We start from the raw sequence: 26,394 nt of genomic DNA, 5'->3' as shown, positions 1-26,394 counted from the left end.
ATTTATGCAAAATAAAAAGTTGATAATAGTTGAATCACCAACAAAAGCCAAAACAATAAAAAAGTTTCTTGATGACTCGTTCTTAGTAGAAGCATGCATTGGACATATAGTAGATCTACCAAACAATGCAAAAGAAATTCCCAAAGAATATAAAAAATACGAATGGGCAAATATTTCTATAGATTATAATAATGGATTTAATCCAATTTACATTATTCCTAACAATAAAAAACCAATTGTATCAAAACTAAAAAAATTGGTAAAAACAACCAATGAAATATATCTTGCAACTGACCAAGATAGAGAAGGAGAAACTATAGCATTTCACTTAAAAGAAGTATTAAAAATTAAAAATTATAAACGTATGATCTTTCATGAAATCACAGAAACTGCAATAACTAAATCACTAAAAAATACTAGAAATATAGACATGAACCTTGTTAATGCTGGGGAAGCTCGAAGAATATTAGACCGACTATACGGATATACCATCTCTCCGTTACTTTGGAAAAAAGTAGCTTATGGGCTTTCTGCTGGACGAGTACAATCTGTTGGATTAAAATTATTAATAGAAAAAGAAAAAACTAGAATAAATTTCAAAAAAGCCAATTATTACTCAATTTTACTTCAATGTAAACACGAAAAAAAAGATTTGTTGCTTGAAACAAAATTAGAAGAAATTGACGGCAAGAATATAGCAGAAGGTAAAGACTTTATAAATGAAACTGGAAAACTTAAAAATAGCACCAAAACAATAATAATAACCAAAGATTTAATGGTCGAGCTTGAAAAAGAATTAGAAAATGGACAAAAAATTGAATTAATCTCAATAGAAACTAAAAAGATAAAAATATCACCTCCAAAGCCATTTACTACATCCACACTTCAGCAAGAAATAAATAAGCGCCTTAAAATTGGAACAAAGCAAATCATGCAACATGCTCAAAAGCTTTACGAACACGGATACATCACCTATATGAGAACAGACTCTCATAATATTGCTAAAATTGCAAAAGACAAAATAATAAAAATAATAAAAAACAAATACGGAAAAGACTATGTAGAGAAAAAAGATAGAATTTATGAAAAAGGAAAAATGGCTCAAAATGCACATGAAGCAATAAGACCTTCTGAAATGTTTATCCTAAACGAAAACATAGAAATAGAAAGCACAACCGCTAAAGAAATTTACAAAATAATATGGGATAGAACCATTATTTCTGGAATGAAAGATGCAATAAAAGAAAATATAAAACTGACTTTTAAATATAAAAACTTAATTTTCAAATCAAGTTTTACAAAAATAATTTTTGATGGATTTCTTAAACATACCAAAGAAAAAGATGAATATCTTAACATAAATTTTGACTTAATAAAAAAAGGAGATATATTTTCTATAGTTAAAATGAAAACAAGCGAGCACGAAACAAAAGCTCCATTTAGATACACAGAAGCATCTCTTGTGCAAAAAATGGAAAAAGAAGGAATAGGTCGCCCTTCAACCTATTCTACAATTATATCGACACTTTTAGAAAGAGAGTATGCATTCAAACTTAACAACACATTAATACCAACTATAAAAGGAGCTGCTGTAATAAATCTTCTTGAGAAACATTTCCCAGTACTAATTGAACTAAATTTCACCTCCAATATGGAAGAAAAATTAGATAAAATAGCAATAGGACAGCTAGATAAAATAAAATATCTAAGCAAATTCTATAATGGTAAAAAAGGACTAAAAAATACAGTAATGCAGCTAGAACCTAAAATTAATTCTTCTGAATTTAGAACTGTTATTGAAAGTCAAAACATAAAAAATAAAAATAATAGCATTAATTACACAATAAACATTGGCAAATATGGACCTTATCTGATATTCAAAGGACATAATTATTCAATTAACACAACAACTCCATTAGAAAATTTGTACAAAAAAGATGAAATAGAAAAAATAATAAATGAAAAAGAATCAAAACCAAATATACTAGGTATTGATCCTTTAACAGGACTTAATGTGTACTTTAAAAGTACGATTTATGGAAACATTGTACAACTTGGAGAAGATACTTATGCTCCTCAAGAATATACAAAAAAGGGAAAACCTAAAAAATTAAAAATAATAAAAGCAAAAAAAGCATCAACTAAAAATATTGATCCTGAAAGCATGACATTAGAGCTTGCTTTAAAATTACTCTCGCTACCAAAATCGATCGGCAAACATCCCCAAACCAATGAACAAATCATTGCTGCAACTGGTGTTTTTGGAGATTATATTAAAACTGAAAGCGGAAGTATTGCTTGTTCGCTAAAAAAAGATGTAAAAGCATATAACATAACACTAGAGAAGGCCATCAGCCTACTCGACGAAAGAGCTAATAAAGTGGGTATAATCGTTAAAATGATAGCATTTTCTAAAAACAAAATCGGCAACAAAATATATATTTACAAAAAAAACGACAAATTTTATGCTAAAATTAAGAGAAAGAAGATTGATTTGCCTGATAACATTAATCTTGATGAAATAAATGAGAAATATGTATTCAGCTTGTTATAAATATGAATGATTTCAAACTCCCAATTTATAAATACAAAGATGAATTAATTAGAGTATTAAAAAAAAATAATGTTTTAATTGTTGAAAGTCCAACAGGCAGTGGAAAAACTACCCAATTACCAAGAATAATATATGAAGCGGGTTTTGCAAAATTAGGAAAAATTGGAGTAACTCAACCAAGAAGGATAGCTACAATATCAATAGCTGAATATATTGCCAAACATATTGGTGTAAACCTTGGAGAAGAAGTTGGTTACAAAATAAGGTTTGAAGAAATTACAAGTCCAAAAACCAAAATCAAATTAATGACGGACGGGGTGCTTCTGCAAGAATTAAAAAAAGATACATTGCTTTATGAATATGACGTAATCATAATAGACGAAGCACACGAGAGAAGTTTAAACATCGATTTTATATTAGGTCTTATTAAAGACATTTCAAGAAAAAGGGATGATTTTAAAATCATAGTTTCATCTGCCACAATAAACACAAAAGTATTTTCAAAATATTTTAACAATGCACCGGTTGTTAGCATTGAAACTATCACATACCCAGTACAAATAATATACAATCCTCCTCTTTTAAACACGCCAAAAGGAATGATATTAAAAATAAAAGAAATTGTCTTAAACGTAATAAAAGAAAAAAAAACAGGAGATATTCTTATATTTTTATCCGGAGAGAAAGAAATAAAAGAAACTATAAAAGAATTACAAGAATTAAACTCAAAAAAAAATTTAATAATACTTCCTTTATACGGTCGAATGCCCAAAGAAGCTCAAGAGCAAATATTTATAGCTACCCCTAAAAATAAAAGAAAAATAATAGTATCAACAAACATAGCAGAAACTTCAATCACAATTGAAAATATTAAAATAGTAATCGATAGTGGAAAAGTTAAAACAAACAAATTCCAAACAAAAACTCATACCTATTCACTCCAAGAAGTTCCAATTTCAAAATCATCAGCGACTCAAAGAGCCGGTCGAGCAGGAAGAGTTTCAAAAGGAACTTGCTACAGACTTTACAAAAGAGAAGATTATCAAATAAGAGAAGATTATCAAAAAGAAGAAATATATAGAACAGACCTGTCTGAGGTAATACTAAGAATGGCGGATATTGGAATCAGAGATTTTACCCACTTTGACTTTATCTCAAAACCATCAACACATTCTATTCAAACTGCAAGCAACATATTAAAATCTCTGGATGCTATCAACAATAAAAACGAACTTACAGAAATTGGGAAATATATGATACTATTCCCATTAGTGCCAGCACATTCAAGAGCATTGGTTGAATCAATGATCAATTATCCACAAGCGATCTATCAAACTACAATAGGTCTATCATTTCTATCCACAAGTGGAATTTTTCTACTACCCCAAAATGAAGAAATGGAAGCTAGACAAGCCCACTTGAAATATAAAAATCCAATGGGAGATTTAATTGGGTTTGTTAATATCTTTGAAGATTTTAAAAAAGCCGCTAATAAAGAAGCTTTTACAAAGGAAAATTATTTAGACCTACAAGGCCTTGAAGAGATAGTAAATGTACAAATGCAGCTTGAAAACATTGTTAGCAAATTGAATATACCAATAATACAAAAAGGTGTTTTTGATAACGAAGGATATTTAAAATCAATAATGAGAGGAATGAGAGATTACATTTGTTTTAAAACATCAAAAAAGAAATATAAAACCGTCAAAGCTCAAAACGTAATAATTCATCCCGGCTCACTTATTAGTACCGACTCTGTAAAATATTTCGTTGCAGGAGAAATTATAGAAACTACAAAAATGTATGCAAGATCCATTGGGGTCTTAAAAAAAGAATGGATTGATGACATTAGCCTTAATGAAGAGCTTAAACATAAAAACACGCCTAATAAAGAGAAACAAATAACAAATGCCAAACAGACAAAAATTATCAATGAAATTAAAATAGGAAGAAAAATTTTCAAAGCAGAATACAAAAATAACATTTATGTAGTAAAAATTAGCCTAGAAACACTAAAAGAAATGATTTTAAAAAACGAATTAAACAACCAAAATAATGATGATTTGAAAAAAATTAAAATACAATTGATGCATAAAAATATAAAGGTTTTCAACAATAAAAAATTTTCAGAAACTATTGAAATAGTCAAAGGCATGGGAAAAGATTGGCATTTTATAAAAAAATATGAAACAAGCAATGTAAACATTAATGAACCTGAAAAAATGAAAAATCTTTTAGAGTGTACAATGCAGTTTATAAGCTCCCCTACCAAAAAAAATGCTCTTTTTTTAGCACTGGAAACAGATTGCTTTGGAAATTTCCAATTAAAACCCAAACAAAATTTCATAATGGCAATAGAAGAATCTATGGAAAGCATAAAAAGCCTAATAGAAAACGAAGAATACATACAAAAGCTACATTTTATAAAAAAATTAATAAATAAAGTTTACAAAAAATTAAATTACTTTTTTTAAAAACTGAACATTGAAAACCTTATTATAATAGAAAAGATAATAATCAAATATTATTAAAAGTTGAAAGTAATACTAACAATAATTTTAAATTATTTTTGTTATTCTTAAATCAAAGTTTATAATAAATTATGAAATGGCTATCCTCTTTTTATGTTTTATTATTTCTAGTAATTGCTCCTTTTGCATTACAAAGCAATAATAAAGAAAATACAGAAAATTTAATAAAGCTATATATGCTTTATGATTTAACTAATAACTTGCCAAAAGAATTAGAAACAATAAATAAAATTAAAAATTTTGACCTAGAACAATATTATCTGCTAATTACAAAATACTATATAAAAATAAAAAAATATAAAGAAGCTAATAATTTTTTAAACAAAATAAACAAAAAAAAGATTAAAAATCCAAAAATAAAAACCGAAATAATTTCACTAAAATTAAAAATAAATCAAGATAATATTAATGAAAAAGAAATTAAAAAAATTTTAAATAATGAAAAAAATATAGATGTCAAAATAATTTATCAAATATTTAGTATTATGAAATTTAAAAATAAAAAATTAGCAACACAGATTAAAAATTTCATCCTAACAAACTATCCCAAAAGCATTTATTCTTATAAAATAAAAAGAAATGAATAAAAAAATACTAACACTACTAATATTGATTTTAAGTATTTCATCAGGACTAATGCTGTCCAAATCAATCACTAAAAAAGCCAAATACAAAATTATTAAAGGTTATTTCATAAACAGCAATTATGTTCTAGTAAAAATTGAAAATAAAGATCTAAAATTTACCATATCAAAACCTATTTACGACAAAAAGCTAAATAATTACTACTTTAAAGGCCAGACAACAAGCCATTTCTTAATTTCCAACAATGTTGACATTGCAATTAACACAAGCCCATACGAAATTAAACAAAACATGTTTTTTCCAAAAGGACTATACATATATAATAAAAAAATGATTTCAAAACAAATAAATAACTATGGGGAAATTGCAATAAAACACAATAAAATTATATTAAACCCCAAAGAAGACGAAATAAAAAACTCCGATTACGGATTTAGTGGATTTTTTGTTTTAATTAAAAACGGAAATTATAAAAAAAACTTCAAAGAGACAAAGCACCCAAGAACAATAATAGGCACTGACAAAAATAACAAGTATTTATTTCTTGCCACAATAGAAGGAAGGGGTGTTAACAATAGCAAAGGGGCTTCTCTTAATGAAGCTATTGATTTTGCATTAAGCTTCGGCATGACTAATGCCATTAATCTAGATGGGGGGGGGTCAAGCACTCTTGTTATAAAATCAAATAACGCTCCCCACAAATTAAATTTCACTGCAAACATCTTTGGACAAGAAAGACATGTCCCATTTCATTTAGGAATAAAACTTCCTAATTAGAAAATTTCCAACCAATATTTAATCCAAGCATAATCTCAGTTGTTAACCCAGAAAAATTTTTATAATTAGAAAATGGAGAGATAGAAAGCATAAACAAAGGCCTAATGTATAAACCTTCAAAATCGGGAATAAAAAGATCAGCAGCAAGCCCCATGCTTATAAAAAATAGATTTGGGCCATTAGAACTCAAATCTAAGGCATATTTAAATCCAATCAATGGAAAAAGCATTCTAATCTGTTCTTTGAAAATCATTGGATATGTTCCATAAAGCCCAAAAGAGAAATATCTTCCATTGTGAGTAGTAACAAAAGCCTCTTTGTAAGACATTTCAAAAAGTACATAATTTGCATCAAAAAATAAATTCAAATTAATCCCGTGATCTGCCCTAGTAAAGTTTGCTCCAAATTTAGTGGAGTCTGTTTTATCAGTATAATTAGTAAATTGATAAGAAAAACCCCCACCAAAAGAAAGTGGATAAGAAAAAATTAAATTATTAGAAGAGATGAGAAATAAAATAAAAAAAAGATATTTCTTCATTAACAATCCTTAAAAATTCTAAAAAATACTATATTATTATAGTAACACACTAAAATAGTATATAAAAAATCAAGGAAATTATGAATACAAAAACATTATATTTAATATCCTTAATTCTTTTAGCTTGCAATAAAAATAACAAAATTCCTTTCATTCAAAAATTGAACTTACCCAAAAGTAGCATTCTTGGCTTTAGCAATAAAATGGGTATAATAATAAAAGACTATGCTTTTCTTAGCAAAAGCACCAAGAAAAATAGCGAATTGGATTATGATTACGAAATCTTACTTAGAAAAGATGAAGTCGTAAAAATTGAAAAAACATTAGAAAAAACAGAACGCTATGGAATTAAAGGAAACTGGATCCTAGTCAATTACAAGGGAACTAAAAGATACATCTTCAGCAAAGACATAAATATAGTCAACAATCTAATAATTGAATATTCTAAATAGCTCCAATGCAACCGGAAAAAAGTCCGATCAATGCAACAAATTACTTATTTTTTTTCTTATGTCTATTTTTTCTTCTTTTTTTCTTTCTTTTATGAGTAGAAATTTTTTTTAATTTTCTTTTTCTTCCGCAAGGCACTCCCTAAATCTCCTTATTAACTTTAAAAATTAAATTCAAAATGTCATTTAAATCATCCTCTGGATGAAACCATAAAACATCAGAAATCTTGGCAAAAAAGGTCATTTGCCTTTTTGCATATAAAAACGAATTTTTGTTTATTAAACTTATTATATCATTTAAACCATAACAAGGTCTACTTTTCCATAACAAAAACTCGTTATAGCCTATCCCTTTAAAAGCTGGGGTATTTTCATTATATCCCTTAATAAACAAACCTTTAATCTCGGAAAGTAGTCCACTATCAAGCATTTCATTAATTCTTATTGATATTCTAGTTTTTAAATCTTCAAAAGATCTTTTAAGACCTATAATTACAATATTTTTAAATTCGCTATTTTGTTTTTTTTGAAATTGACTAATAGGAATTCCTGTTTGGTAGTAAACTTCAAGCGATCTTTTAATACGATAAATATCATTCTTATTTAACATATTAAATCTAATGGGATCTACATTTTTCAATTCTTTTAAAAGATGAGATTTGCCTTTAAGATCTAAAAGATTGTTTACATAAATTCTTATTTTAGAAGTAACCGAAGGCGTTGAAGGAAATCCATCCTTTAAATGCTTGAAATAAAAAGCAGTACCTCCCACAAATATAGGAATTTTTTTTTTCTGTCTTATTTCTTTTACTATTCTTAAAGCTTGCTCATAAAAAATTCCAAGAGTATACTCTTTTTCGGGATCTAAAAAATCTACTAAATGGTGCTTTATATGTTTCATTAAATTTTTACTCGGCTTTGAAGAAGCTATATTGAACTCTTTATATACTTGAATAGAGTCAACATTAATAACTTCCACTTTATTTCTTGGAAAATGAAACAAAATATTGCTTTTGCCTACAGCCGTAGGCCCAAAAATAAAAACTATTCTATCTTCCTTCAATTGAATAGCTAAATTTACCAGTCAAAACGTCATTAAAAGCTTGTCCTAGTATTTTATCATCAAAAATAGTATGCTCTGCCAAAGAAATATTGTCTATGATTTGCTCTGTGCGCATTATAGTTGCAACAACAAGTTCATAAAAATTTCCATCAAAATCTTGTATTTTTTTTAAAGGCACCTTAGTCATTTAATCTCCTCCTTACACAATAAACATATTAAATAAGTTTAACTACTCTTTAAGTTTCTTTTATCAATTTCATCTCGAATTAATTCAAAAACTTCATTTGGATTAATATTTGTAACATCAATCACCAAATCGGTCTCCGAAGAATAATCATCAATATCTATGTTATAAATAGCCAAATATCTTTTTTTATCATTTTCATCTCTATTAAAAGTACTACTTAAAACATCAGAATACATGCCTCCCTCTCTTGTCATTATTCTCTCGGCCCTTACTTCCATTTTAGCATAAAGATATATTTTTAAATCAGCGCTCTTAGAAATCCAAATAGCAAGACGAGAAGCAAGCACTGTATTATTTTTTTTAGAAAGTATAGACAATCTCTTATCAAGATACCTGTCCCAATAATAATCATTTCTTCCTATTATCTCTTTCTCATAAAACTCCGAAAAAGGCATTTCATATTCTCTTGCAATATCATGAAAAGTATAATTAATAAACTCAAGACCGTAATGTTTTGCAATCATGCTACTTACAGTAGTATTGCCACAACCACTCTTACCAGAAAGTGCTATTTTCATTCAACGTTCCTTATTTGTTCTTTTATTTTTTCTAAATTCAGCTTCATATTTAAAATCAAATTCTTAATATCAAGATCAACCGCCTTATTACTCATAGTTGTTATTTCTCTATGCATTTCTTGAGAAATAAATTCAAGAACTTTGCCACATATCTCATATTCAAGATTTTTATAAAAAGTTTCTATATGAGAATCTAAACGCATGATCTCTTCATTGATGTCTAGACGAATTGCCATTTTAGCTGCTTCTTCTGCAATACTTAAATCTCTAAATTCATCCATTAATTTAGAAATATTTTCTTTAATACTTGCAAATAATCTTACATTTATATCATTACAAGCATCCTTAACAATTTTAAGATCTCGCTCTATTAGCACAAGGGTTGACACTATATCCGACTTAGTATTTTCCCCTTCAAAATTTCTCCCATTATTGTAATGAAATAATGTTTCCTCTAAAACACCTTTAAACAAACCATAAATTTCTTCTTGATGCTCACTATCCTCATCAATTATCAAAGCTCCTTTTAACGATAAAAAATCTCCCAAACTTAGTTCGTTTTTAATATTAAGATTAGTATGTGCCAAAGAATCTCTAAGCCTAGAAATAGCTTCAATATAATTAGGATTAACTGTAAAATTCATACGGGGAACCAATTCTTTATATCCTACATTTAAAAAAACATTGCCTCTGCTAATATATTTTGAAATCAAATTTCTTATATCAAGATCATAACCAGAAAAAATTTCTGGTAACTTAAGTTTAAATTCTAAAAATTTCCCATTATAAGATTTCAAATTCACACTAAACATATAGTTACCAATTATCTTTTCCAAATAAAAAAATCCCGTCATGCTTTTCACTATAATACCCTTACAAAAAATCGTGTAAAATAAAATTATTTCCAGCACCCATTGTAATAAACAAATCTCCTGATACTAATAAACTTTTTATAAAATTAATAGAGTCTTTAACATCTTTAAAAAAATAAGTATTTTCATTTATTTTTTTAATATTTAAAAACAAATTAATAGAAAGTTCATCTGGATTAAAATTTTCCCTATTAGAAAGATATATATTGTGCAAAATTAATATATCAACATCACTTAAAACCTCCACAAAATCATCAAAAAATTCTTTTGTTCTTGTGAAGGTATGAGGCATAAAATCCAAAATTATACGCTTGTTCTTATAAAAATTTTTAATACCTAAAAGCGTATCTCTAATCTCCCTAGGATGGTGAGCATAATCGTCCATATAAACCACTCCCTTTTCCTCTTTAATAACTTCAACCCTTCTTTTAATACCACTATAATTTTTTGCAATTCTCTTTACAGCATCTTCAAAATCAAAAATTGATTTTCCATTGCTTTCCAAAAAAAGATTTAAAGCTAAAAGTGCTGCTGAAAAATTTAATATGTTATGAAATAAAACAGTCTTAAGTTCAACATTGTGCAAGCCTAAAAAAGAAAAACAAAAATATTCATTTTTAACTACAATGTTACTTATTTGAAAATTTGACAAATCTCTAGATCCAAAGCTAAAAATATTTATATCCTTTCTGCTGATCTGCCTTTTAATTTTAAGCAAATTATTATCATCAGAATTAATTATTAATATTCCATTTTTCTTTAAATTATTAATATATTGTAAAAAAGCATCTTCAAGAGACTCATAATTTTTAAAAAAATCAACATGCTCGTAGTCAACATTAGTTAAAATAAGCATATTTGGACTAAAATGTAAAAAATGTTTTTTATACTCACAAGTTTCAACAATAAAAATATTGCTAATACCAGCTATTGCAGAATTACCTCCAAAGTCTTTTACACTTGATCCCACAATAACATTAGGATTTAATCCCAATTTGTTAAAAACAATACCTAAAAATGCCGTAGTGGTGGTTTTGCCGTGAGAACCTGCAATTCCAATACTATAGTACTTTCTAGAAAGCTCACCGAGAGCCTCAGGATAAGACAAAATAGGTATATTTAATTCTTTTGCTTCAAGTAAAACTTGCAAACCATCCTTATCATAAGCTGAAGAATATACTATTAAATCAAAAGACCTATCAAGCTCTTTTAATGAAAATTCATAAATATTTTCATAATAAGATATTTTATTATTATTTAAAATCTTATCAGTATAAAATTTATCAGGAATATCTATTCCTTCTACATAATACCCTTTTGCATTTAAAAAACAAGCCAGAGAACAAACTCCACTCCCCTTTATTCCTACAAAAAAAATATTATTCACACTATCAAAATCAATCTTCATAGCTCTCTTCTAAATAATCTTTTTTGTCATAAAATTTATGTATAACTATATCAATAGATAATATATTGATTATTGTATACTTAAGTACATTAGTAATAATGTAAGTTCTAAGCATTTCTGTATTATTAAGCAAATTATTTCCAAGGGGAATGTTTAAAAATAGCTTAAAAAGGTAATTACCCCCGTCTTTTTTGATTTTAAGATCATAAACAATATAATTTCTATCATATTCAGAAACACAATGTTCAATAATTTGCCTTACAGCTCTTTTAGAAATAGATAAAACCCCTTCTTCATAAAAATGAGGTCTTACAACAGATCGAATATAATTTTTCTTCCTAGTAAAAAACCATCCGCTTTTAAAAAAAACTTTGATTGGATTTAATAACAAATTAGGTCTAACAGACTTTATTTCAAAAGCTGCTGCTGGTACAACATGCTCCCCCATTTGCCTTGAAATTTTTGCTTTTTCTATTTCCTGCCTAGTTGAAACATCTGTTATGTAAATAATCTTAAAAACATTTGGCAATAAAAGTCTTGAGATTATTTTATCTATCATTTTAAGACTTGTTCCTAATATTAAAACTTTATTAAATTTTTCTCTTCCAAGAACCTCAAGCATTTCACTGCAATGAGCATCATCTTCAAATACAGATCGCTTTACTGCCCTGAAAACATTATCTTCAAACTTAGCAGAACTCCCAGCAATAATTTTCATATTTTTAATTAACACGCCATCATCAATAATTAAGGGTATTGAATATTTATCTGCTACCAAATGTGACCTAAAACTCTTACCAGTGCCAGCAGATCCTACCAATGCATAAACCTTCACTTTAACAAATTTATGCTTAATGCTAGTTGTAAAGTTTTTAACCTTGCTTAATATTTTTTTTAAAAAAAAATTATTTGAAAAATTCTGAAAATTCATAGACATCAAAAATATCTTTTACTTGCTTTAAAAATTCTAAACTAGGCTTAGCGTAAAATGCATTCTTTTTAAAAAATGCCCCATTAAATTTTACCAAAAAAGCATGTAAAAAGTAATTGCTTTTATTGAATTTATCATAGTATTTTTTATCATTAATTAAAGGATGATTGTTAAAAGAACATTGAGCTCTTATTTGATGAGTAAAACCTGTTTCAATAACAATCTCGGCAAGAGTAGCTTTCTTGGAAGACAATATTGGATTAACCTTTGTAATTGCATTAATAAACTTCTTATTTTCCAAAACAAAAGTTTTTCTCAGCCTTTTATCTCTAAATAAATGATTTTCATAAACAACAGTTGACTTAACCTCGCCCAAAAGTATTGCAAAATATTTTTTAGTTATAGCTCCACTACTAAATGCCACACTTAGCCTTCTTGCAGCATTTACATTTTTTGCAAAAATAATAATACCAGAAGTATTCCTGTCAAGCCTGTGAACTGCCGAGGGTTTAAAGCTTAGAGATCTTAAATTTTCCCCTAAAAGATAAGCATTCACTAAAAAATCAAGAGAGTTTCTACCCCCATGAACTAAAATGCCTCTTTGCTTATCCACAACAAGTAAATCGCTGTCCTCATAAATTATTCTTTTTGGAATACATTGAAAATCAATATTACTTTTATAATATTCATCCATAGTTAAATTTAAACTTTGAGCTAAAGATTTATACAAATAAATTTTATCACCTTTACAAACTCTACATGAAAAATGTGATTTTAGACCATTAAGCCTAATATCACCCTTTCTAATATGTTTTATTATCCTAACTTTAGACAAATTCAAAATTTTAATTAAAATTGAATCTAATCGCTTGCCATTATCATTGGCAAAAACTTCTAAAAAGATATATTTATCCAAACGCAAGAATTATCCATCCTAATAAACTTTGCTATATTTTTTACAAAAAAAATTAACTATTACAAATGTTAATATAGAAACAAAAAATGATGGAAAAACGGGGTGAAAAAACCAAATATTCAAACCAAAACATAAAATACACAAATAAAACATCAAGCCTAAAAACATAGAAGCCAATGCTGCTATTTTGCTTACGAAATTAAAATAAAGTCCAAAAACAATAATAGAAAAAAATGAAACTTCTAAAGCCCCAAAAGCAAAAATATTAACGAAGAATAAAAAATTGGGGGGGAAAAAAGAAAATACAAGTATTATTAAAATAAAAAAAACATTAGAAATCATTATTACTCGTTTAACCTTTATATCTTCTTTTAAATCTTTTTTATAAATTATTAACTTCATTAAAACAGACGTTATTAAAAGTAAATTTGAATCTACTGTGGACATTATTGCAGATAAAAGACCTATAAAAAACATAAAACGAGAAAAAGGATTTAAAACTTTTAAAGCTACATTTAAAACAACTTTATCATTTGGATTTAAATCTGGAAAAAGAATAATAGCAAAAAATCCCATTAAATGCATCAAAATAATTAAAAAACTTATAATAAAAGTAGAAATTGGAAGAGAAAATTTTATAGCATTTTCATCTTTAAATGCTATAAAATTATTAATAACCTGAGGCTGACCTAATATTCCTATTCCTATTAATATCCAAAAAGAAATTATATATTGTGGCTTTAAATCAACATTTGAAGGAATTAAAAGATCTTTATCTAAAATAGACATTGCTGTCTTGAACAAATTATTAATACCTCCTCCCAAATCTAGCATTTTGGAAAACAAAATAACAGATGAAACTATCATTAAAAATCCTTGAATCAAATCTGTATAAGCTACTGCCTTAAATCCACCAAAAAATACATAAATAAAAATTAATAAAGCAAAAAGTAAAAGACCAGCTATATAATTAATGCCTAAAAAAACCTCTATAAGCTTAGCACCACCTATTAATTGGGCAGAAATCAAAAACATTGAAAAAAAAATTAATATACATCCACTAATTAATGCTAAAAAATCACTTTTATACCTATATCTAATATAATCAATAATATTTATTGCATTAATTTTTTTTGACTCACGATTTAATCTCTCACCAACAATAATAAAAGCAATTAAAGTTGTAGGAATTTGTATAGTGGCTAATAATATAAAAGATAACCCATACTTGTAAACAGCAGAAGGACCAGAAATAAAACTACTAGCACTAATATAGCTAGAAGAAAATAATAAGGCCATAACAATAAAATTAATATTTCGATTTGCAAGAAAATATTTATTTAATAACAAAAAACTACCTCTATTCCTTTTTTAAGGAATATAAAAATAAAAAATATCAACAATGTATTAAGTTTTACTAATTACTAAAATAAAAAAACAAACCAAAAAAAAATTTACACTGGGAAACAAAATTCCTGACCCAAAAAACCACAAAGGAATATTAAATATAGCAGCTGATGTGTCGATAAAATAGGCAAAATAAATCCATAAAAAAAACATACAAACATATAATAATATAGCGTACAAAATTCTATTCTTCATTTAAAACAACCTTAGCAAAAGGGCATCAAAATTTACAAATTCAAACATCATGCATATTATATAATATATTATATGAATAAAAACAAACATATATTAATTGGTATATGTGGAGGCATAGCCTCTTACAAGTCAGTTTACATAGTTTCTAGTTTGGTTAAATTAGGATACAGTGTTAAAGTTGTAATGACAAAAAATGCAACTAAATTTATTACTCCACTAACTTTAGAAACCATTTCTAAAAACAAAATAATTACTAATTTATGGGATTTAGATCATAATGAGGTTGAACATATTAAAATTGCAAAATGGGCTCATCTAATTCTTATTATTCCTGCTACCTACAATACAATATCTAAAATTGCATCAGGAATTGCTGATGATGCATTAACTACAATAATATCAGCAAGCACAGCACCTACTTATTTTGCAATAGCAATGAACAACGCAATGTATTCAAACCCTATTTTAAAAGAAAACATAAAAAAACTTAAAAATCATCATTATAAATTCATTGAGCCTGATAAAGGATTTTTGGCATGCTCACCGAATGCTTTAGGACGCCTTAAAAATGAAGACAAGATTGTAAAAATAATATTGGATGAATTTAATCAAAAAAATTACCTAAAAAACAAAAAAATACTAATAACAGCATCCAGAACTGAAGAATCAATAGACCCAATTCGCTATTTTTCAAATACATCAACTGGGAAAATGGGATTTTGTCTGGCACAAGAAGCTGTCAAATTAGGAGCTCGAGTTACAATTATTACAGGACCAACCAATGAAAATGAACCTGAAGGGGTCAATATTATAAAAATAAAAACCGCAATAGAAATGTACAAAGAAGCCCTCAAAATATATAATAAATTTGAAATAATAATTGGAGCTGCGGCTGTTGCCGATTTTAGGCCCAAACACATTTTCAATAATAAAATTAAAAAAAATAAAACCAAAAAATTATATATAACATTAGTAAAAAATCCTGACATAATCAAACACATAGGACACAATAAACTTAAAAACCAAATTGTTGTTGGATTTTGCGCCGAGAATTCTAAAAATTTAATTCAAAAAGCCAAAGAAAAATTAAAAAAGAAAAATTTGGACTTTATCATTGCAAATGAACTTAAATATTTTGGTTCAAGCTTAAACAAAGTTTATATAATAAATAAACAAAGCATAAAAGAACTCCCAGAAATGAAAAAATCAGAAATAGCTAAAGAAATTTTAAAAATTTTGTACTAATACTACTTAACGGTTTATTAACAATCAATAATCTTTTAAAAGCATTTTAATATATTCAGAGTTCGTTTCACTTTTAATTTTTTTAAGTTTATCAGAAAGTAATGAAGATTTATTATAAACAGCTCCTTTTAATGCAAAATGCCTTAAATCAACATTTTTACTGTCAATGATTTTAGAATAAAAATTATCAAAATTACCCTTTTTAGCAGCCAACATTGAAGCAATACCTTTTAAAACATTTGAAGGTCTATTAACATTTTCTTTGTTAACAATTTCTAAAGCAATTGACAATGCTTTTAGAGAATCTTTATCTAAAAGGTAGCTAAACATCGAAATTTTAAAATTATTGTCAATCTTCAAATCAAACATAATATTTTTTATCTCAATATCCCCAAGATCCATATCAATTAAAGCCTTTGCAGAAGCCTCCCTAACCTTAAGAGATGGATCGCTTTTAACCTTATAAATCAAAATATCCTTTGCTGAAGAGTCTTTATGTCCTTTAATTGCATTAATAGCTTTAAATCTAATATTGTCATCAGAATCTCTTAAAAATCCTTGTAAAATCTCTTTGGACTTTAAAGAAGGATCTTTAGACAAAGAAGCAATAATAGCCAATTTAATATTTAAATTATTGTTATTACTCTGAAGATACAAATCAGCATTTGTAGTTACTTTATCTGGAGCAATATATGACAACGCTTCAATTGCAGCAGCCTTAATTGACGGATTCTCATAATTATCTAACGAAATTTCATAAATTCTATTCTGATAATCAACAGCGACCATTTTTCCAAGAGCAATAAGTATTTCTCTTCTAGCACCATCATTTCCAGAATATTTTTCAAAAACTTCCATCATATTTTTAGAATACTCAAGAGAATTGAGCTCTCCCAAATAATAAGCTGCAATAGATACCACATTACCCTCTTTATTTTCAAGAATCTCAACAAGAGTTTTTTTTAATTTCTCTTTATCATCAAATTCCTTAAGATATAAAATTGCCAAACCAAATAACGCATTTGAATATCTTTTACTTTCATAATTTTCAAGAATATAATTTGCCGTATCAATGCCTCCTGAATACTTAAGAGAAATAAACAATTCAAGTATTTCCTTTTTAATCTCGGCATTAAAGGTTTTTTCCAATCTTTTTTTAAGAGAAAAATTATATTGACTATCGCTTGACTTTTTAAGAGCCTTTATAATGTTTGTAACTTGACTATCAAGCCCATAAAGAATTGTATCGTTAACATACTTACCATCTAAACTAATATTAGAAAAATTATCACCTTTAGGAGAATTTTCTCTCTCAAGTTTATTTTCTGTGATTTTGGGCAACAAAGGGGGATTAGGGGGAGATGGAGAATTAACATTTTGAGCATACATATTTAAAATAAGTAAAAAAAATAAAAAATTAAAATATTTCATAAAGTATCCCTCCTAATAAACCTAAAAAGTTTATTTATTCCTAAAACAGGATAACAAATAAGCAAAATAAAAATACTAACAACTCCTGCTGCAATTAAAAAATAAAGATTTTTAAAACTAAAACCTACATCCCACTGAAACTTTTGGAAAAAAAAATAAATTGCATATAAAGGAAAAAGTGTAATAATTGACTTTAAAAGGACAAATAAAATCTCAATTAAATCAATTTTAACTCCACTTTTTAATATTATAAAATAAAAAACAACTACACAAATCATAAAAGAAATAGATTGAGCTAATGCCAAAGCATTCAAACCATAATAATTAATACCAAAAACAGAAAGTACAATATCAAGAATAGAAAATAAAACACTCAAATAAAATGGTGTTTTTGCATCGCGAATAGAAAAATAATATTTTTGAAAAAAACTAAACATCGAATAAAAAAGCAATCCTAAAAGAAAACACTTCAAAACACCTGCTGTTTTTTGAGTATCATAAATAGAAAACTTACCCCCCATAAGAAATAAATTTAAAATATAATCAGACCAAATAAACATCAAAAAAGACACCGGAATAAAAATTAATAATAAAATTTTAATTCCATCTACTAAAAGAGTATTTAATTTTAAATTATTTCCTAAAACAGCATACTCTGCCATTTTAGGAAAAATTACTGTTGCAATAGAAATATAAAAAATTCCTACAGGAAGCTGATAATAAACTATAGCATTACTAAGAATAGAAACACTTCCTATTTCAAGAGTAGATGCTAATGCAAATGAAATCTGCTGAGTAATAATTGAAATAGAAAATCCAAAAATCATGCGAACCCATCTACTTAAAAAATTTAAAAATACTTTTTCTCTAAAATAAAATGTTGGTTTCCAGACAAAACCAATAACAAGACAATTTACAAACGGAATCAGAAATTGTAAAAACCCCCCAAAAATCACACCAATAACAGCACTATATATTCCAAAATGGCCATACAATAAAAATACGCTTAATATTATTCCAAAAGAAAGCATAATAGGTGAAAATGAAGGAATAAAAAAAATTTTATATGAATTTAGAACAGATATGAAAATTGATGATAAACTTATTAGTAAAATATATAATACCAAATAACTAAATACAGAACTTGCAAAAATTAAGTTTTCTCCCCTATAATAAGATAGAAAATAAATAATAGGCTTTGAAAAAATAATCATAACTAAAACAATTAAACCAATAGAAATAACATTAAAGGTTACAACCGTTCTGAAAAAAGAAACGGCTTTTTCGTGCGATTTGTCTTTTTCATATGTAAATTCAGGCAAAAAAGCTGAAGTCATTGCGCCCTCTGAAAGAATTTTGCGTAAATTATTGGGAATATTGAAAACATAGTTAAAAATATCAGCATCAAGATTTGCGCCAAAATAATAAGAGAAAATCTTTACCTTTGCAAACCCTATTATTCGTGAAAAAAAGGTAGAAATCATGACCAAAACTGTAGAAACAACATATTTATTCATCGAAATTTCCCTCTTCATACTTTTTTAAATATGAAGTTCTAAAGTTTAAAAAATTATCATTTAGAATTGCGGTTCTGATCTTTGAAATCAATCGAAACATATAGTAAATATTATGCTCACTTGCCAAAATTATTCCAAAAAGCTCTCTAGATTTTATTAAATGCCTTAAATATCCTCTTGAATACCTTGTACATAAAGTACAACCACAATTTTTCTCTACTGGAGAAGTATCGTCTTTATACTCCTTTCTACCAATGCGCATCATTCCATTATCTGTTAAAAGAGTCCCATGCCTAGCAATTCTTGCAGGATTAACACAATCAAAAATATCAATGCCATAGTATATGGCATCAAGTATGTAATGGGGAGTACCAATGCCCATTACATATCTTGGTTTTTCTTTTGGTATCAACAAAGAACTATATTCAAGAATTTCCAAATATTTTTCTCTTGGCTCGCCAACAGAAATACCTCCGATGGCAATGCCTGGACTGTCTAATTCTAATATATCATTGATGCTTCTTTTCCTTAAATCTTTAAAAAAATTTCCCTGAGTTATTAAAAATAAAAGCCCCTTGTATCCCTCTTTTTTATTTTTATAGGATTTGAATGTACTACGAGCCCAATTGGTTGTAATATTTGTATATAAATTGGCTTCATTATAATCAATCCCATAAGAACTGCAAATATCAAGTGGCATAATAATATCGCTGCCAAAAATTTCTTGCATGGCAAATACTCCTTCAGGAGTAAAATAATGATACGATCCATCTAGATGAGACTTAAAATGTACACCTTTTAGATCAATTTTTCTTAGACCAGAAAGAGAAAATACCTGAAATCCACCCGAATCAGTTAAAAAATTTTTATTCCAAGTTGTAAAATTATGTAGACCACCATATTTTTCAATAGTTTTAATTCCCGGTCTTAAATATAGATGGTAAGTATTTGCAAGCATCAAATTACATTCTAATTTCTCAAGAACAGCATGTTTTAATCCCTTCATTGCCCCCAAAGTACCAACTGGCATAAAACAAGGAGTATCCACCCTGCCGTGAGGAAGATTTAGAAATCCAACCCTTGCACTAGAATGTTTGTCATTCTTAATTACGTTAAACATATAAACATCCTAAATAATCATTAATATATTACTTCCTAACAATCCTATAAACAAAAAAATTAATAATCAAAAAAAATATAGTTGTAAAAGAACTTGCCACATATATATGTAAATAACCAAGATCCGCTAAAAAATTAAAAATTACAATAGAAATGACATAAACAACAGCAAAAGCAATGCTATTTAATAAACTGAGTATAAAAATATTTTTTTTAAGAGCAAGAGCAATAAACCCAACAGTAAAGCTAAGAAGAATCAATCTAAATGAAAAGAATATCCTATTTAACAAATCAAACAATGCATCAGAATAATTTAACTGTTCAGTTTTGAGAAAATTTATCCAATTAATAAGTTTAGTGAAATTTAATGCCTTTGACGAGAGCATCACAGTTCTTATGTAATCAGGCTCTAACTTAATAATTCCTGTTCCATCAAGAACATCGTAGGCATTCTCCTTAATTTTTTTACCAACCTTAACAAACTCTCTAATGTCATGTAGTTTCCATTTATCATTCTTCCATTCAGCTTTATTTATATCATACCTTTTTTGAAACTCATCTTTATTGTCCTTAATTATAATCATTAAGTTAGAAAAAGTATTTTCATCAATATCATAAGATTTAATATTATAAATTTCCCTAGCAAGATCTCTAATTATTATAGTTTTATCAATAGATCTACTATCACCAATGCTATTCTTAATAAGAATATCTCTTCTTGCTACAGTATCTATTACTAAATAATTATCAAAAAAGAAAAGAGCAGCCGAAATAAATACACTAATCAAAATGATTGGCCTTAATATTCTGGTAAGTGAAACTCCACAACTAAAAAGACCTATTATTTCATTTCTCATAGAAAGATTACCAATAAGATTGGAAATAGCAAAAAGAAAAGATAAAGCGACTCCATCTGAGAAAGCTTTTGGCAAATACAAATAATAAATATAAAGAATATCCTTAAAACCAATATCCTTTTCAAGATAATTTAGAAGATTGACAAATAAATCACCAAGCATAATTAAAACCATAAAAAGTAAGTTCATGGATAAAAAAGTAAGAATGATGTTTCTTACAAAAAGCTTATCTATTTTCATTTTTTTAATAATCTCAAAAAGAGAATTGCTCCTGCAACAATTAAAATCAAATTGGGCAAAATAGTAACAACAATAGGATTTGGTGCATACTGCACAGTATAAACCTTTCCGCCAATAAACATCACCCAATAAAAAACACAAACAATAATTGAAATTACAAGCTCAAGAATAATAGAATACTTTCTATTAGAATACATTCCCATTGAAAAAGCCAAAAAAATGAAAAATAAAACTGAAAGTGGCAAACTAATTTTTTGATAAAATTCAAGATTAAACAAAGCCAAATTTTGAATCATACTTTTATCTTGATAAGGTTTAAAATTTAAATTTAAATTATACATGTAGTTTAAATTTTCAAAGACATAAGATTCATCCACGTAATAATTTTGATTGTATAAATAATTCAAATAAAGATTTGAAAAATTTAAACTTAAAAAATCCCCTTCTAGATTATTTTTTATATTTGAATCTGCAATTAAATTATTTTGCTTTTTAATTAATTTTATAACATCTCTCATGCTCATTTGCGAAGGAGTTACATAATTTAATAAAAAACTATCACTAAATGTAACCTGATCAATTGAATATTTCATCTCATCTGCATAAAAATAATCATAAAATCCACTCTCACTGTCTGTTAAAGCAATAGACAGAACATCATTTAAAATAAAATAAACTTGAAAATTTTCTTTTCTAATATCAAGATTTTTTGCCATAAATATTCTATCAAATCCCTTAAGTCCAGTACTATCAAAAAAAGTTACATTTTTATAACCATTTTCCGATTTCTCACCAGAAACAAAAATTAAATCTCCATACTGTTTGCTTGAATAAGGTTTTAATACCAAATGAGGAATTTCTTCTTTTATTTCATTAAAGATTTTTAACCTACCAATAGATCCAAGTGGAAGTAAAATATCATTAGATATAAAAGATATAAAAGCAATAACTACTCCTAATTTAAAAAATGGGACAAGTAAATCAAAAATTGATATACCAATTGAACGAAAAGCTAAAATTTCATTATGAATCTTGAATTTATGAATAGTAAGAATTACTGAAATCAAAGAAGCAAAAGGGGGAGAAAGCGCAATCACCATAGGAAGAGAATATACGATAAAAACAAAAGCTTTAAAAAAGGGAACATAATTTTGAAGAAGTATTCTCATAAAGAATAAAATTTGATTTATAAAAAATACGAAAAAGAAAAATAAAAAAGTAATCAAAAAATATTTAAAAAATTCAGTAATTATGTAAGACTCATAACTGTTTTTTAATATTTTCATCTACAAAAACCAAGCCATTATTAAGAGTACCCAATATAACATAATTTTCAAATCTAGAAACTTTTATTAAATTTAAATTAAGAAGCCCATTATTAGGACCAAAATAATCCCAATTGTCATTTTCATAATCATAAATCAATAGCCCGTGATCAAAGGTTGCAAACAACAATTTTTTATCTTTAATCTCCATATCCATAAAATAATTAACATCAATATTATTAGCAATAACATGCTTTTTATAGTTATTTTTATTTAAATTTAATTCAAAAAGCCCCCCTCCATATGTCCCAACAAAATAGCTATCTTTATATCCTTTTATAAAATTAATATTTTTTTCATTATCGTTCTTGCTAAAAAAATCCAAATGTTTAATCTTTTTCAAATTATCGACATTAATACTATAAATAGCCTTATCAACCGTTCCAACCAATAATAAATTTTTTAAACTATCAAGACACATTGAAGAAATTTTATTAGATCCAAGTGGTATGTTTTTCCAATTTTTTAAATCATAAAACCATAACCCAGAATTTAAAGTACCAACAAATATTCCATTTTTAACACCAAGCAAAACTTGTATATTACTAAAATCAGCATTATCAGGAGACTTTATTTGCTTTAAATCTCCATCAGCATCATCTATATAATAAACAACATTTTTACCCCCAATATAAATTGTTCCATTATAATCAGCAAAACCCCTAATGCCATTTAAAAAAATGCTTTTCTTGTCTTTAAGGTAGATTTTACAATCATTTTTTTTAATATTATATCTTAAAAGACCACCCAATATATTAGTTACAAATATATTCTCATTAAAGACAAATACATCAAAAACGCTATTGTCAAGAAATCCTAAAGATTCTAAGTTTAAATGACTTACCCCAAGCTTATTACTTAAAAAATCATAAATCTCTTTGTCATAACCTGAAATAGAAAATTCATTAATCTCTTTAAATGCAGAAATTGCATCTGATTTTTCTTTAATAAGATATTTTAATTCAGCTGATCTTAAACTGGCATGAGAATATTTATAATTTTTTAAAAATAGGTCAAAATTATATTCAGAAAGATCATAAAAACCATTCTCATAATTCACATATCCAAAAAACAAATTTGCCTTAGCTAGCAATTCTCTGCCATGCTGATTCTCATTAGTTATTATTTTATTCAAATAATAGTTTGTCAAGCCAATATTTTTCTTAGCATAACTTTCTCTAGCTTTTTTAAAATAAATATTATCTTCTTTTAAAAAAGCATTACTAAGAAAAAAAGATTCATTATCTTTTAATCCTATTAAATAGTCTCTTTTAAATTTACTCTCATTGACAACATTGTCTCTTTTAAATTCACTCTTATTGATAACATTATTATTATTACCAATAATAACTACTTCTTTTTTTTCCTCTACAAGATCACTAATATGAGAATCTTGAATAGATCCATTTGTAGTAAGACAGGAAAAAAACAAGACAAAGCATATAAGGCGACCTTTAAATAAATTACTCAAAACAAATTTCATATTATTTTAATAATCTTTATCTCTAACAATTTCAAGATCAATTTTTCCGAATTTGTCTATATCAATTATTCTAACTTTAACTCGCTGACCTTCTTCTAATTTTGAGGGTCGAACTAACCCTGCATTACCCCTTATATTATCTCCCCCACCACCAAATCTTGAATATCTATTGCTATTTCCAAATCTTCCAGAACCATACTTGTTATCTCTAGATTTCAAACGAGTACTTAAAAATCCTTCCTTTGTGGGAGTAAGTTCAATAAAAGCTCCAAAGCTATTAATCTTTTTAACAATTCCTTCATAAACTTCACCTATCTTTGGTTCCCTTACAATACTTTCTATTTTTTCTTTGGCCTTTTGCATTTTAAAATCATCATCGCCGAAAAGAATAATTTTTCCATTTTGCTCAATTTGAACCTTAACTTCAAATTCATCTGTTATGGCCTTAACGGTTTTTCCAGTAGACCCTATTACAAGAGATATCTTATCAATATCAATTTGCAACTGAATAATTTTTGGAGCATACTTAGATATACCAACTCTTGAATCCGAAATTACAGCATCCATAATAGACAGTATGTGTATCCTACCTACTCTTGCCTGCTCAAGGGCATCTCGCATTAAATTTTTAGTAACATTTTCAATTTTAATATCCATTTGAAATCCAGTAATTCCATTTTTTGTACCAGCCACTTTAAAGTCCATATCACCTAAATGATCTTCTTCCCCAAGAATGTCACTTAAAACCACATATTTATCCCCTTCACTAATAAGCCCCATGGCTATTCCCGCAACTTGCCTTTTAACAGGAACCCCGGCAGACATTAAAGACATGCTCCCAGCACAAACAGTAGCCATTGATGAAGATCCGTTAGACTCCAAAATCTCAGAAACTACTCTAATGGTATAAGGAAAATCGTTTTTCCCAGGAACCATTGATTCTAAAGCTCTTTGAGCTAAATGACCATGACCAATCTCTCGCCTACCAGTCATAAGTCTGCCAGTTTCACCAACTGAAAATGGAGGAAAATTGTAATGAAGCATAAAATTAAGACGCTTATCGCCATCAATATCATCCATTATTTGCTCATCAATGCTTGTACCAAGAGTAGTTACTGCTAAAGCTTGCGTCTCCCCTCTTGTAAAAAGCGCAGATCCATGCGTTCTACTTAAAATATCAACTTCTGCAATAATATCTCTTATTTCATTAGGAGTTCTACCATCTGTTCTAATCTTATCGTTAAGAATAGAATTTCTAACAATCTCCTTCTCAAAATCATCAAAAGCTCTATTAAAAAGGGGTTCATTACTATCAGTCAACTTTTCAAGAGAAGAAAAATGCTCATAAGACTTATTTCGCAGCAAAGTTATAGCTTTATCTCTGTTAAGCTTTCCCTTAACAAAACAAGCTTCTTTAAGATCAGAATAAACAAAATCTCTAAGCTCTTCTTTAAATTCAAATATTTTTTCTTCAAAAGCTAAAGGAAGTTTTTCCTTTTTGCCTACAATCTCTAAAAATTCTTTTTGAGCATTGCAAATTTGTTTAATATATTCATGTGCACCATCTATTGCTGATAGCAATATATCCTCACTAACCTCATTAGCACCGCCTTCTACCATTGTAATTCCATTTAAACTTCCCGCAACAACAATATCAAGATCAGAATCATGAATCTCTTCAAAGGAAGGATTTACTATAAATTCACCATTCAAATAAACCATTCTAACAGCTGCAATTGGACCACTAAACGGAATATCTGATAAAAAAACTGCCGTAAAAGCAGCATTCATTCCAACAATATCAGGGGGATTGAGCTGATCTGTAGCTAAAGTCGTAGGAATTACTTGAATTTCTCGACCAAATCTTTTATCAAAAAGAGGTCTCATTGGTCTATCTATTAATCTAGAAACAAGTATTTCTTTATCCTTTGGCTTTCCCTCTCTTTTTATAAATCCTCCTGGAATCTTGCCAGCTGCATAATATTTTTCATTATATTCAACAGAAAGAGGGACAAAATCTAAATCTTCTCTCACATTGCTTGAACAACAAACAGTCGCAAGAACAGAAGATCCTCCATAAGTTGCAAGAACCGAACCATTAGCCTGCTTAGCCATAAGTCCAGTCTCAAATACTAACTCGTCTCTGCCTACTTTCAACTTTAATATTTTCCTCAAAATTCAACCTC

23 protein-coding genes are annotated in these 26,394 nt (G+C 27.3%); 6 read left to right on the top strand and 17 right to left on the bottom strand.

Features of this window, described 5'->3' with window-relative positions; genetic code table 11:
- The first annotated feature begins 4 nt into the window (after positions 1–4).
- The 4 genes from topA to BVAVS116_RS04145 all read left to right on the top strand — a co-directional run bounded on the left by topA (position 5) and on the right by BVAVS116_RS04145 (position 6,447).
- Positions 5–2,554: a type I DNA topoisomerase gene (topA, locus tag BVAVS116_RS04160; protein ID WP_006068704.1), complete on the top strand. Its 2,550-nt coding sequence runs from the start codon at positions 5–7 to the stop codon at positions 2,552–2,554.
- Positions 2,555–2,556: 2 nt separating this feature from the next.
- Complete coding sequence (locus BVAVS116_RS04155; RefSeq protein WP_006068782.1) at positions 2,557–5,028, top strand: ATP-dependent RNA helicase; 2,472 nt, start codon at positions 2,557–2,559, stop codon at positions 5,026–5,028.
- A 128-nt stretch (positions 5,029–5,156) separates the two neighbouring features.
- Complete coding sequence (locus tag BVAVS116_RS04150; protein WP_006068687.1) at positions 5,157–5,672, top strand: hypothetical protein; 516 nt, start codon at positions 5,157–5,159, stop codon at positions 5,670–5,672.
- Positions 5,665–6,447, top strand: coding sequence for a phosphodiester glycosidase family protein (locus BVAVS116_RS04145; RefSeq protein ID WP_006068447.1), 783 nt, complete (start codon positions 5,665–5,667; stop codon positions 6,445–6,447). The genes BVAVS116_RS04150 and BVAVS116_RS04145 overlap by 8 nt, the downstream gene beginning before the upstream one ends.
- Here the strand turns inward: BVAVS116_RS04145 and BVAVS116_RS04140 are convergent.
- Entirely contained in the window at positions 6,440–6,985 is a 546-nt protein-coding gene (locus tag BVAVS116_RS04140; protein ID WP_006068796.1) for a hypothetical protein, read from the bottom strand. The two genes, BVAVS116_RS04145 and BVAVS116_RS04140, sit on opposite strands and share 8 nt — an antisense overlap.
- 80 nt (positions 6,986–7,065) lie before the next feature.
- Between BVAVS116_RS04140 and BVAVS116_RS04135 the strand changes: the two genes are divergently transcribed.
- Complete coding sequence (locus BVAVS116_RS04135; protein WP_006068494.1) at positions 7,066–7,437, top strand: hypothetical protein; 372 nt, start codon at positions 7,066–7,068, stop codon at positions 7,435–7,437.
- 139 nt (positions 7,438–7,576) lie between these two features.
- Here BVAVS116_RS04135 and miaA read toward each other — a convergent pair whose 3' ends face one another.
- Genes miaA through BVAVS116_RS06220 form a run of 9 tightly spaced genes read right to left on the bottom strand, consistent with a single transcriptional unit; the run spans position 7,577 to position 14,949 of the window.
- The gene (miaA, locus tag BVAVS116_RS04130) at positions 7,577–8,497 is read right to left on the bottom strand and encodes a tRNA (adenosine(37)-N6)-dimethylallyltransferase MiaA (protein WP_006068863.1); all 921 of its coding nucleotides are present in this window, start codon (positions 8,495–8,497) and stop codon (positions 7,577–7,579) included.
- A complete protein-coding gene (locus BVAVS116_RS04125; RefSeq protein ID WP_006068235.1) occupies positions 8,484–8,684 on the bottom strand; it encodes a DNA-directed RNA polymerase subunit omega in 201 nt (66 codons plus the stop codon). The genes miaA and BVAVS116_RS04125 overlap by 14 nt, the downstream gene beginning before the upstream one ends.
- A 38-nt stretch (positions 8,685–8,722) precedes the next feature.
- Positions 8,723–9,262 carry a (d)CMP kinase gene (gene cmk, locus BVAVS116_RS04120; protein WP_006068688.1) on the bottom strand — a complete coding sequence of 180 codons (540 nt, stop codon included), beginning with the start codon at positions 9,260–9,262 and terminating at the stop codon, positions 8,723–8,725.
- Positions 9,259–10,125 carry a YicC/YloC family endoribonuclease gene (locus BVAVS116_RS04115; RefSeq protein WP_006068872.1) on the bottom strand — a complete coding sequence of 289 codons (867 nt, stop codon included), beginning with the start codon at positions 10,123–10,125 and terminating at the stop codon, positions 9,259–9,261. Before BVAVS116_RS04115 ends, cmk begins: the two co-directional genes overlap by 4 nt.
- A 10-nt stretch (positions 10,126–10,135) precedes the next feature.
- The gene (gene murC / locus BVAVS116_RS04110; RefSeq protein WP_006068986.1) at positions 10,136–11,542 is read right to left on the bottom strand and encodes a UDP-N-acetylmuramate--L-alanine ligase; all 1,407 of its coding nucleotides are present in this window, start codon (positions 11,540–11,542) and stop codon (positions 10,136–10,138) included.
- The gene (locus tag BVAVS116_RS04105; protein WP_006068835.1) at positions 11,532–12,479 is read right to left on the bottom strand and encodes a hypothetical protein; all 948 of its coding nucleotides are present in this window, start codon (positions 12,477–12,479) and stop codon (positions 11,532–11,534) included. The genes murC and BVAVS116_RS04105 overlap by 11 nt, the downstream gene beginning before the upstream one ends.
- Positions 12,448–13,395 (bottom strand): pseudouridine synthase family protein, encoded by a 948-nt coding sequence (locus tag BVAVS116_RS04100; protein WP_006068393.1) that lies wholly within the window; start codon positions 13,393–13,395, stop codon positions 12,448–12,450. Before BVAVS116_RS04100 ends, BVAVS116_RS04105 begins: the two co-directional genes overlap by 32 nt.
- A gap of 12 nt (positions 13,396–13,407) precedes the next feature.
- A complete protein-coding gene (panF, locus tag BVAVS116_RS04095) occupies positions 13,408–14,739 on the bottom strand; it encodes a sodium/pantothenate symporter (protein WP_006068515.1) in 1,332 nt (443 codons plus the stop codon).
- Positions 14,740–14,796: 57 nt separating this feature from the next.
- Entirely contained in the window at positions 14,797–14,949 is a 153-nt protein-coding gene (locus BVAVS116_RS06220; RefSeq protein ID WP_006068286.1) for a hypothetical protein, read from the bottom strand.
- 114 nt (positions 14,950–15,063) lie between these two features.
- Between BVAVS116_RS06220 and coaBC the strand changes: the two genes are divergently transcribed.
- Entirely contained in the window at positions 15,064–16,236 is a 1,173-nt protein-coding gene (coaBC, locus tag BVAVS116_RS04090; protein ID WP_006068390.1) for a bifunctional phosphopantothenoylcysteine decarboxylase/phosphopantothenate--cysteine ligase CoaBC, read from the top strand.
- A gap of 24 nt (positions 16,237–16,260) precedes the next feature.
- Here coaBC and BVAVS116_RS04085 read toward each other — a convergent pair whose 3' ends face one another.
- Genes BVAVS116_RS04085 through pnp form a run of 7 tightly spaced genes read right to left on the bottom strand, consistent with a single transcriptional unit; the run spans position 16,261 to position 26,383 of the window.
- Positions 16,261–17,667 (bottom strand): HEAT repeat domain-containing protein, encoded by a 1,407-nt coding sequence (locus BVAVS116_RS04085; RefSeq protein WP_006068827.1) that lies wholly within the window; start codon positions 17,665–17,667, stop codon positions 16,261–16,263.
- Positions 17,664–19,184 carry a murein biosynthesis integral membrane protein MurJ gene (murJ, locus tag BVAVS116_RS04080; RefSeq protein WP_006068964.1) on the bottom strand — a complete coding sequence of 507 codons (1,521 nt, stop codon included), beginning with the start codon at positions 19,182–19,184 and terminating at the stop codon, positions 17,664–17,666. Before murJ ends, BVAVS116_RS04085 begins: the two co-directional genes overlap by 4 nt.
- Entirely contained in the window at positions 19,177–20,304 is a 1,128-nt protein-coding gene (tgt, locus tag BVAVS116_RS04075; RefSeq protein WP_006068706.1) for a tRNA guanosine(34) transglycosylase Tgt, read from the bottom strand. Before tgt ends, murJ begins: the two co-directional genes overlap by 8 nt.
- A gap of 28 nt (positions 20,305–20,332) precedes the next feature.
- On the bottom strand, positions 20,333–21,400 hold the full coding sequence (locus tag BVAVS116_RS04070; protein ID WP_040351352.1) for an LptF/LptG family permease: 1,068 nt from the start codon (positions 21,398–21,400) through the stop codon (positions 20,333–20,335).
- Positions 21,397–22,686, bottom strand: coding sequence for an LptF/LptG family permease (locus tag BVAVS116_RS04065; RefSeq protein ID WP_040351351.1), 1,290 nt, complete (start codon positions 22,684–22,686; stop codon positions 21,397–21,399). Before BVAVS116_RS04065 ends, BVAVS116_RS04070 begins: the two co-directional genes overlap by 4 nt.
- Positions 22,661–24,208 (bottom strand): hypothetical protein, encoded by a 1,548-nt coding sequence (locus BVAVS116_RS04060; RefSeq protein ID WP_006068388.1) that lies wholly within the window; start codon positions 24,206–24,208, stop codon positions 22,661–22,663. The genes BVAVS116_RS04065 and BVAVS116_RS04060 overlap by 26 nt, the downstream gene beginning before the upstream one ends.
- A gap of 6 nt (positions 24,209–24,214) precedes the next feature.
- A complete protein-coding gene (pnp, locus tag BVAVS116_RS04055; protein ID WP_006068500.1) occupies positions 24,215–26,383 on the bottom strand; it encodes a polyribonucleotide nucleotidyltransferase in 2,169 nt (722 codons plus the stop codon).
- Positions 26,384–26,394: the final 11 nt, after the last annotated feature.

Source organism: Borreliella valaisiana VS116, from assembly GCF_000170955.2.
In the GTDB taxonomy this organism is placed as follows: Bacteria; Spirochaetota; Spirochaetia; order Borreliales; family Borreliaceae; genus Borreliella; species Borreliella valaisiana.
This window is presented reverse-complemented; position numbering and strand designations above follow the sequence as displayed.

Excerpts from the sequence above, each read along its gene's own strand:
- BVAVS116_RS04060 (WP_006068388.1), bottom strand. The coding sequence starts at position 24,208 with ATGAAATTTGTTTTGAGTAATTTATTTAAAGGTCGCCTTATATGCTTT.
- BVAVS116_RS04070 (WP_040351352.1), bottom strand. The coding sequence starts at position 21,400 with ATGAAAATAGATAAGCTTTTTGTAAGAAACATCATTCTTACTTTTTTA.
- cmk (WP_006068688.1), bottom strand. The coding sequence starts at position 9,262 with ATGAAAATAGCACTTTCTGGTAAGAGTGGTTGTGGCAATACTACTGTA.
- BVAVS116_RS04140 (WP_006068796.1), bottom strand. The coding sequence starts at position 6,985 with ATGAAGAAATATCTTTTTTTTATTTTATTTCTCATCTCTTCTAATAAT.
- BVAVS116_RS04145 (WP_006068447.1), top strand. The coding sequence starts at position 5,665 with ATGAATAAAAAAATACTAACACTACTAATATTGATTTTAAGTATTTCA.
- murC (WP_006068986.1), bottom strand. The coding sequence starts at position 11,542 with ATGAAGATTGATTTTGATAGTGTGAATAATATTTTTTTTGTAGGAATA.
- murJ (WP_006068964.1), bottom strand. The coding sequence starts at position 19,184 with ATGAATAAATATGTTGTTTCTACAGTTTTGGTCATGATTTCTACCTTT.
- BVAVS116_RS04065 (WP_040351351.1), bottom strand. The coding sequence starts at position 22,686 with ATGAAAATATTAAAAAACAGTTATGAGTCTTACATAATTACTGAATTT.
- coaBC (WP_006068390.1), top strand. The coding sequence starts at position 15,064 with ATGAATAAAAACAAACATATATTAATTGGTATATGTGGAGGCATAGCC.
- BVAVS116_RS06220 (WP_006068286.1), bottom strand. The coding sequence starts at position 14,949 with ATGTTTTTTTTATGGATTTATTTTGCCTATTTTATCGACACATCAGCT.
- BVAVS116_RS04085 (WP_006068827.1), bottom strand. The coding sequence starts at position 17,667 with ATGAAATATTTTAATTTTTTATTTTTTTTACTTATTTTAAATATGTAT.
- BVAVS116_RS04105 (WP_006068835.1), bottom strand. The coding sequence starts at position 12,479 with ATGTCTATGAATTTTCAGAATTTTTCAAATAATTTTTTTTTAAAAAAA.
- topA (WP_006068704.1), top strand. The coding sequence starts at position 5 with ATGCAAAATAAAAAGTTGATAATAGTTGAATCACCAACAAAAGCCAAA.
- tgt (WP_006068706.1), bottom strand. The coding sequence starts at position 20,304 with ATGTTTAACGTAATTAAGAATGACAAACATTCTAGTGCAAGGGTTGGA.
- BVAVS116_RS04125 (WP_006068235.1), bottom strand. The coding sequence starts at position 8,684 with ATGACTAAGGTGCCTTTAAAAAAAATACAAGATTTTGATGGAAATTTT.
- BVAVS116_RS04155 (WP_006068782.1), top strand. The coding sequence starts at position 2,557 with ATGAATGATTTCAAACTCCCAATTTATAAATACAAAGATGAATTAATT.
- BVAVS116_RS04135 (WP_006068494.1), top strand. The coding sequence starts at position 7,066 with ATGAATACAAAAACATTATATTTAATATCCTTAATTCTTTTAGCTTGC.
- BVAVS116_RS04150 (WP_006068687.1), top strand. The coding sequence starts at position 5,157 with ATGAAATGGCTATCCTCTTTTTATGTTTTATTATTTCTAGTAATTGCT.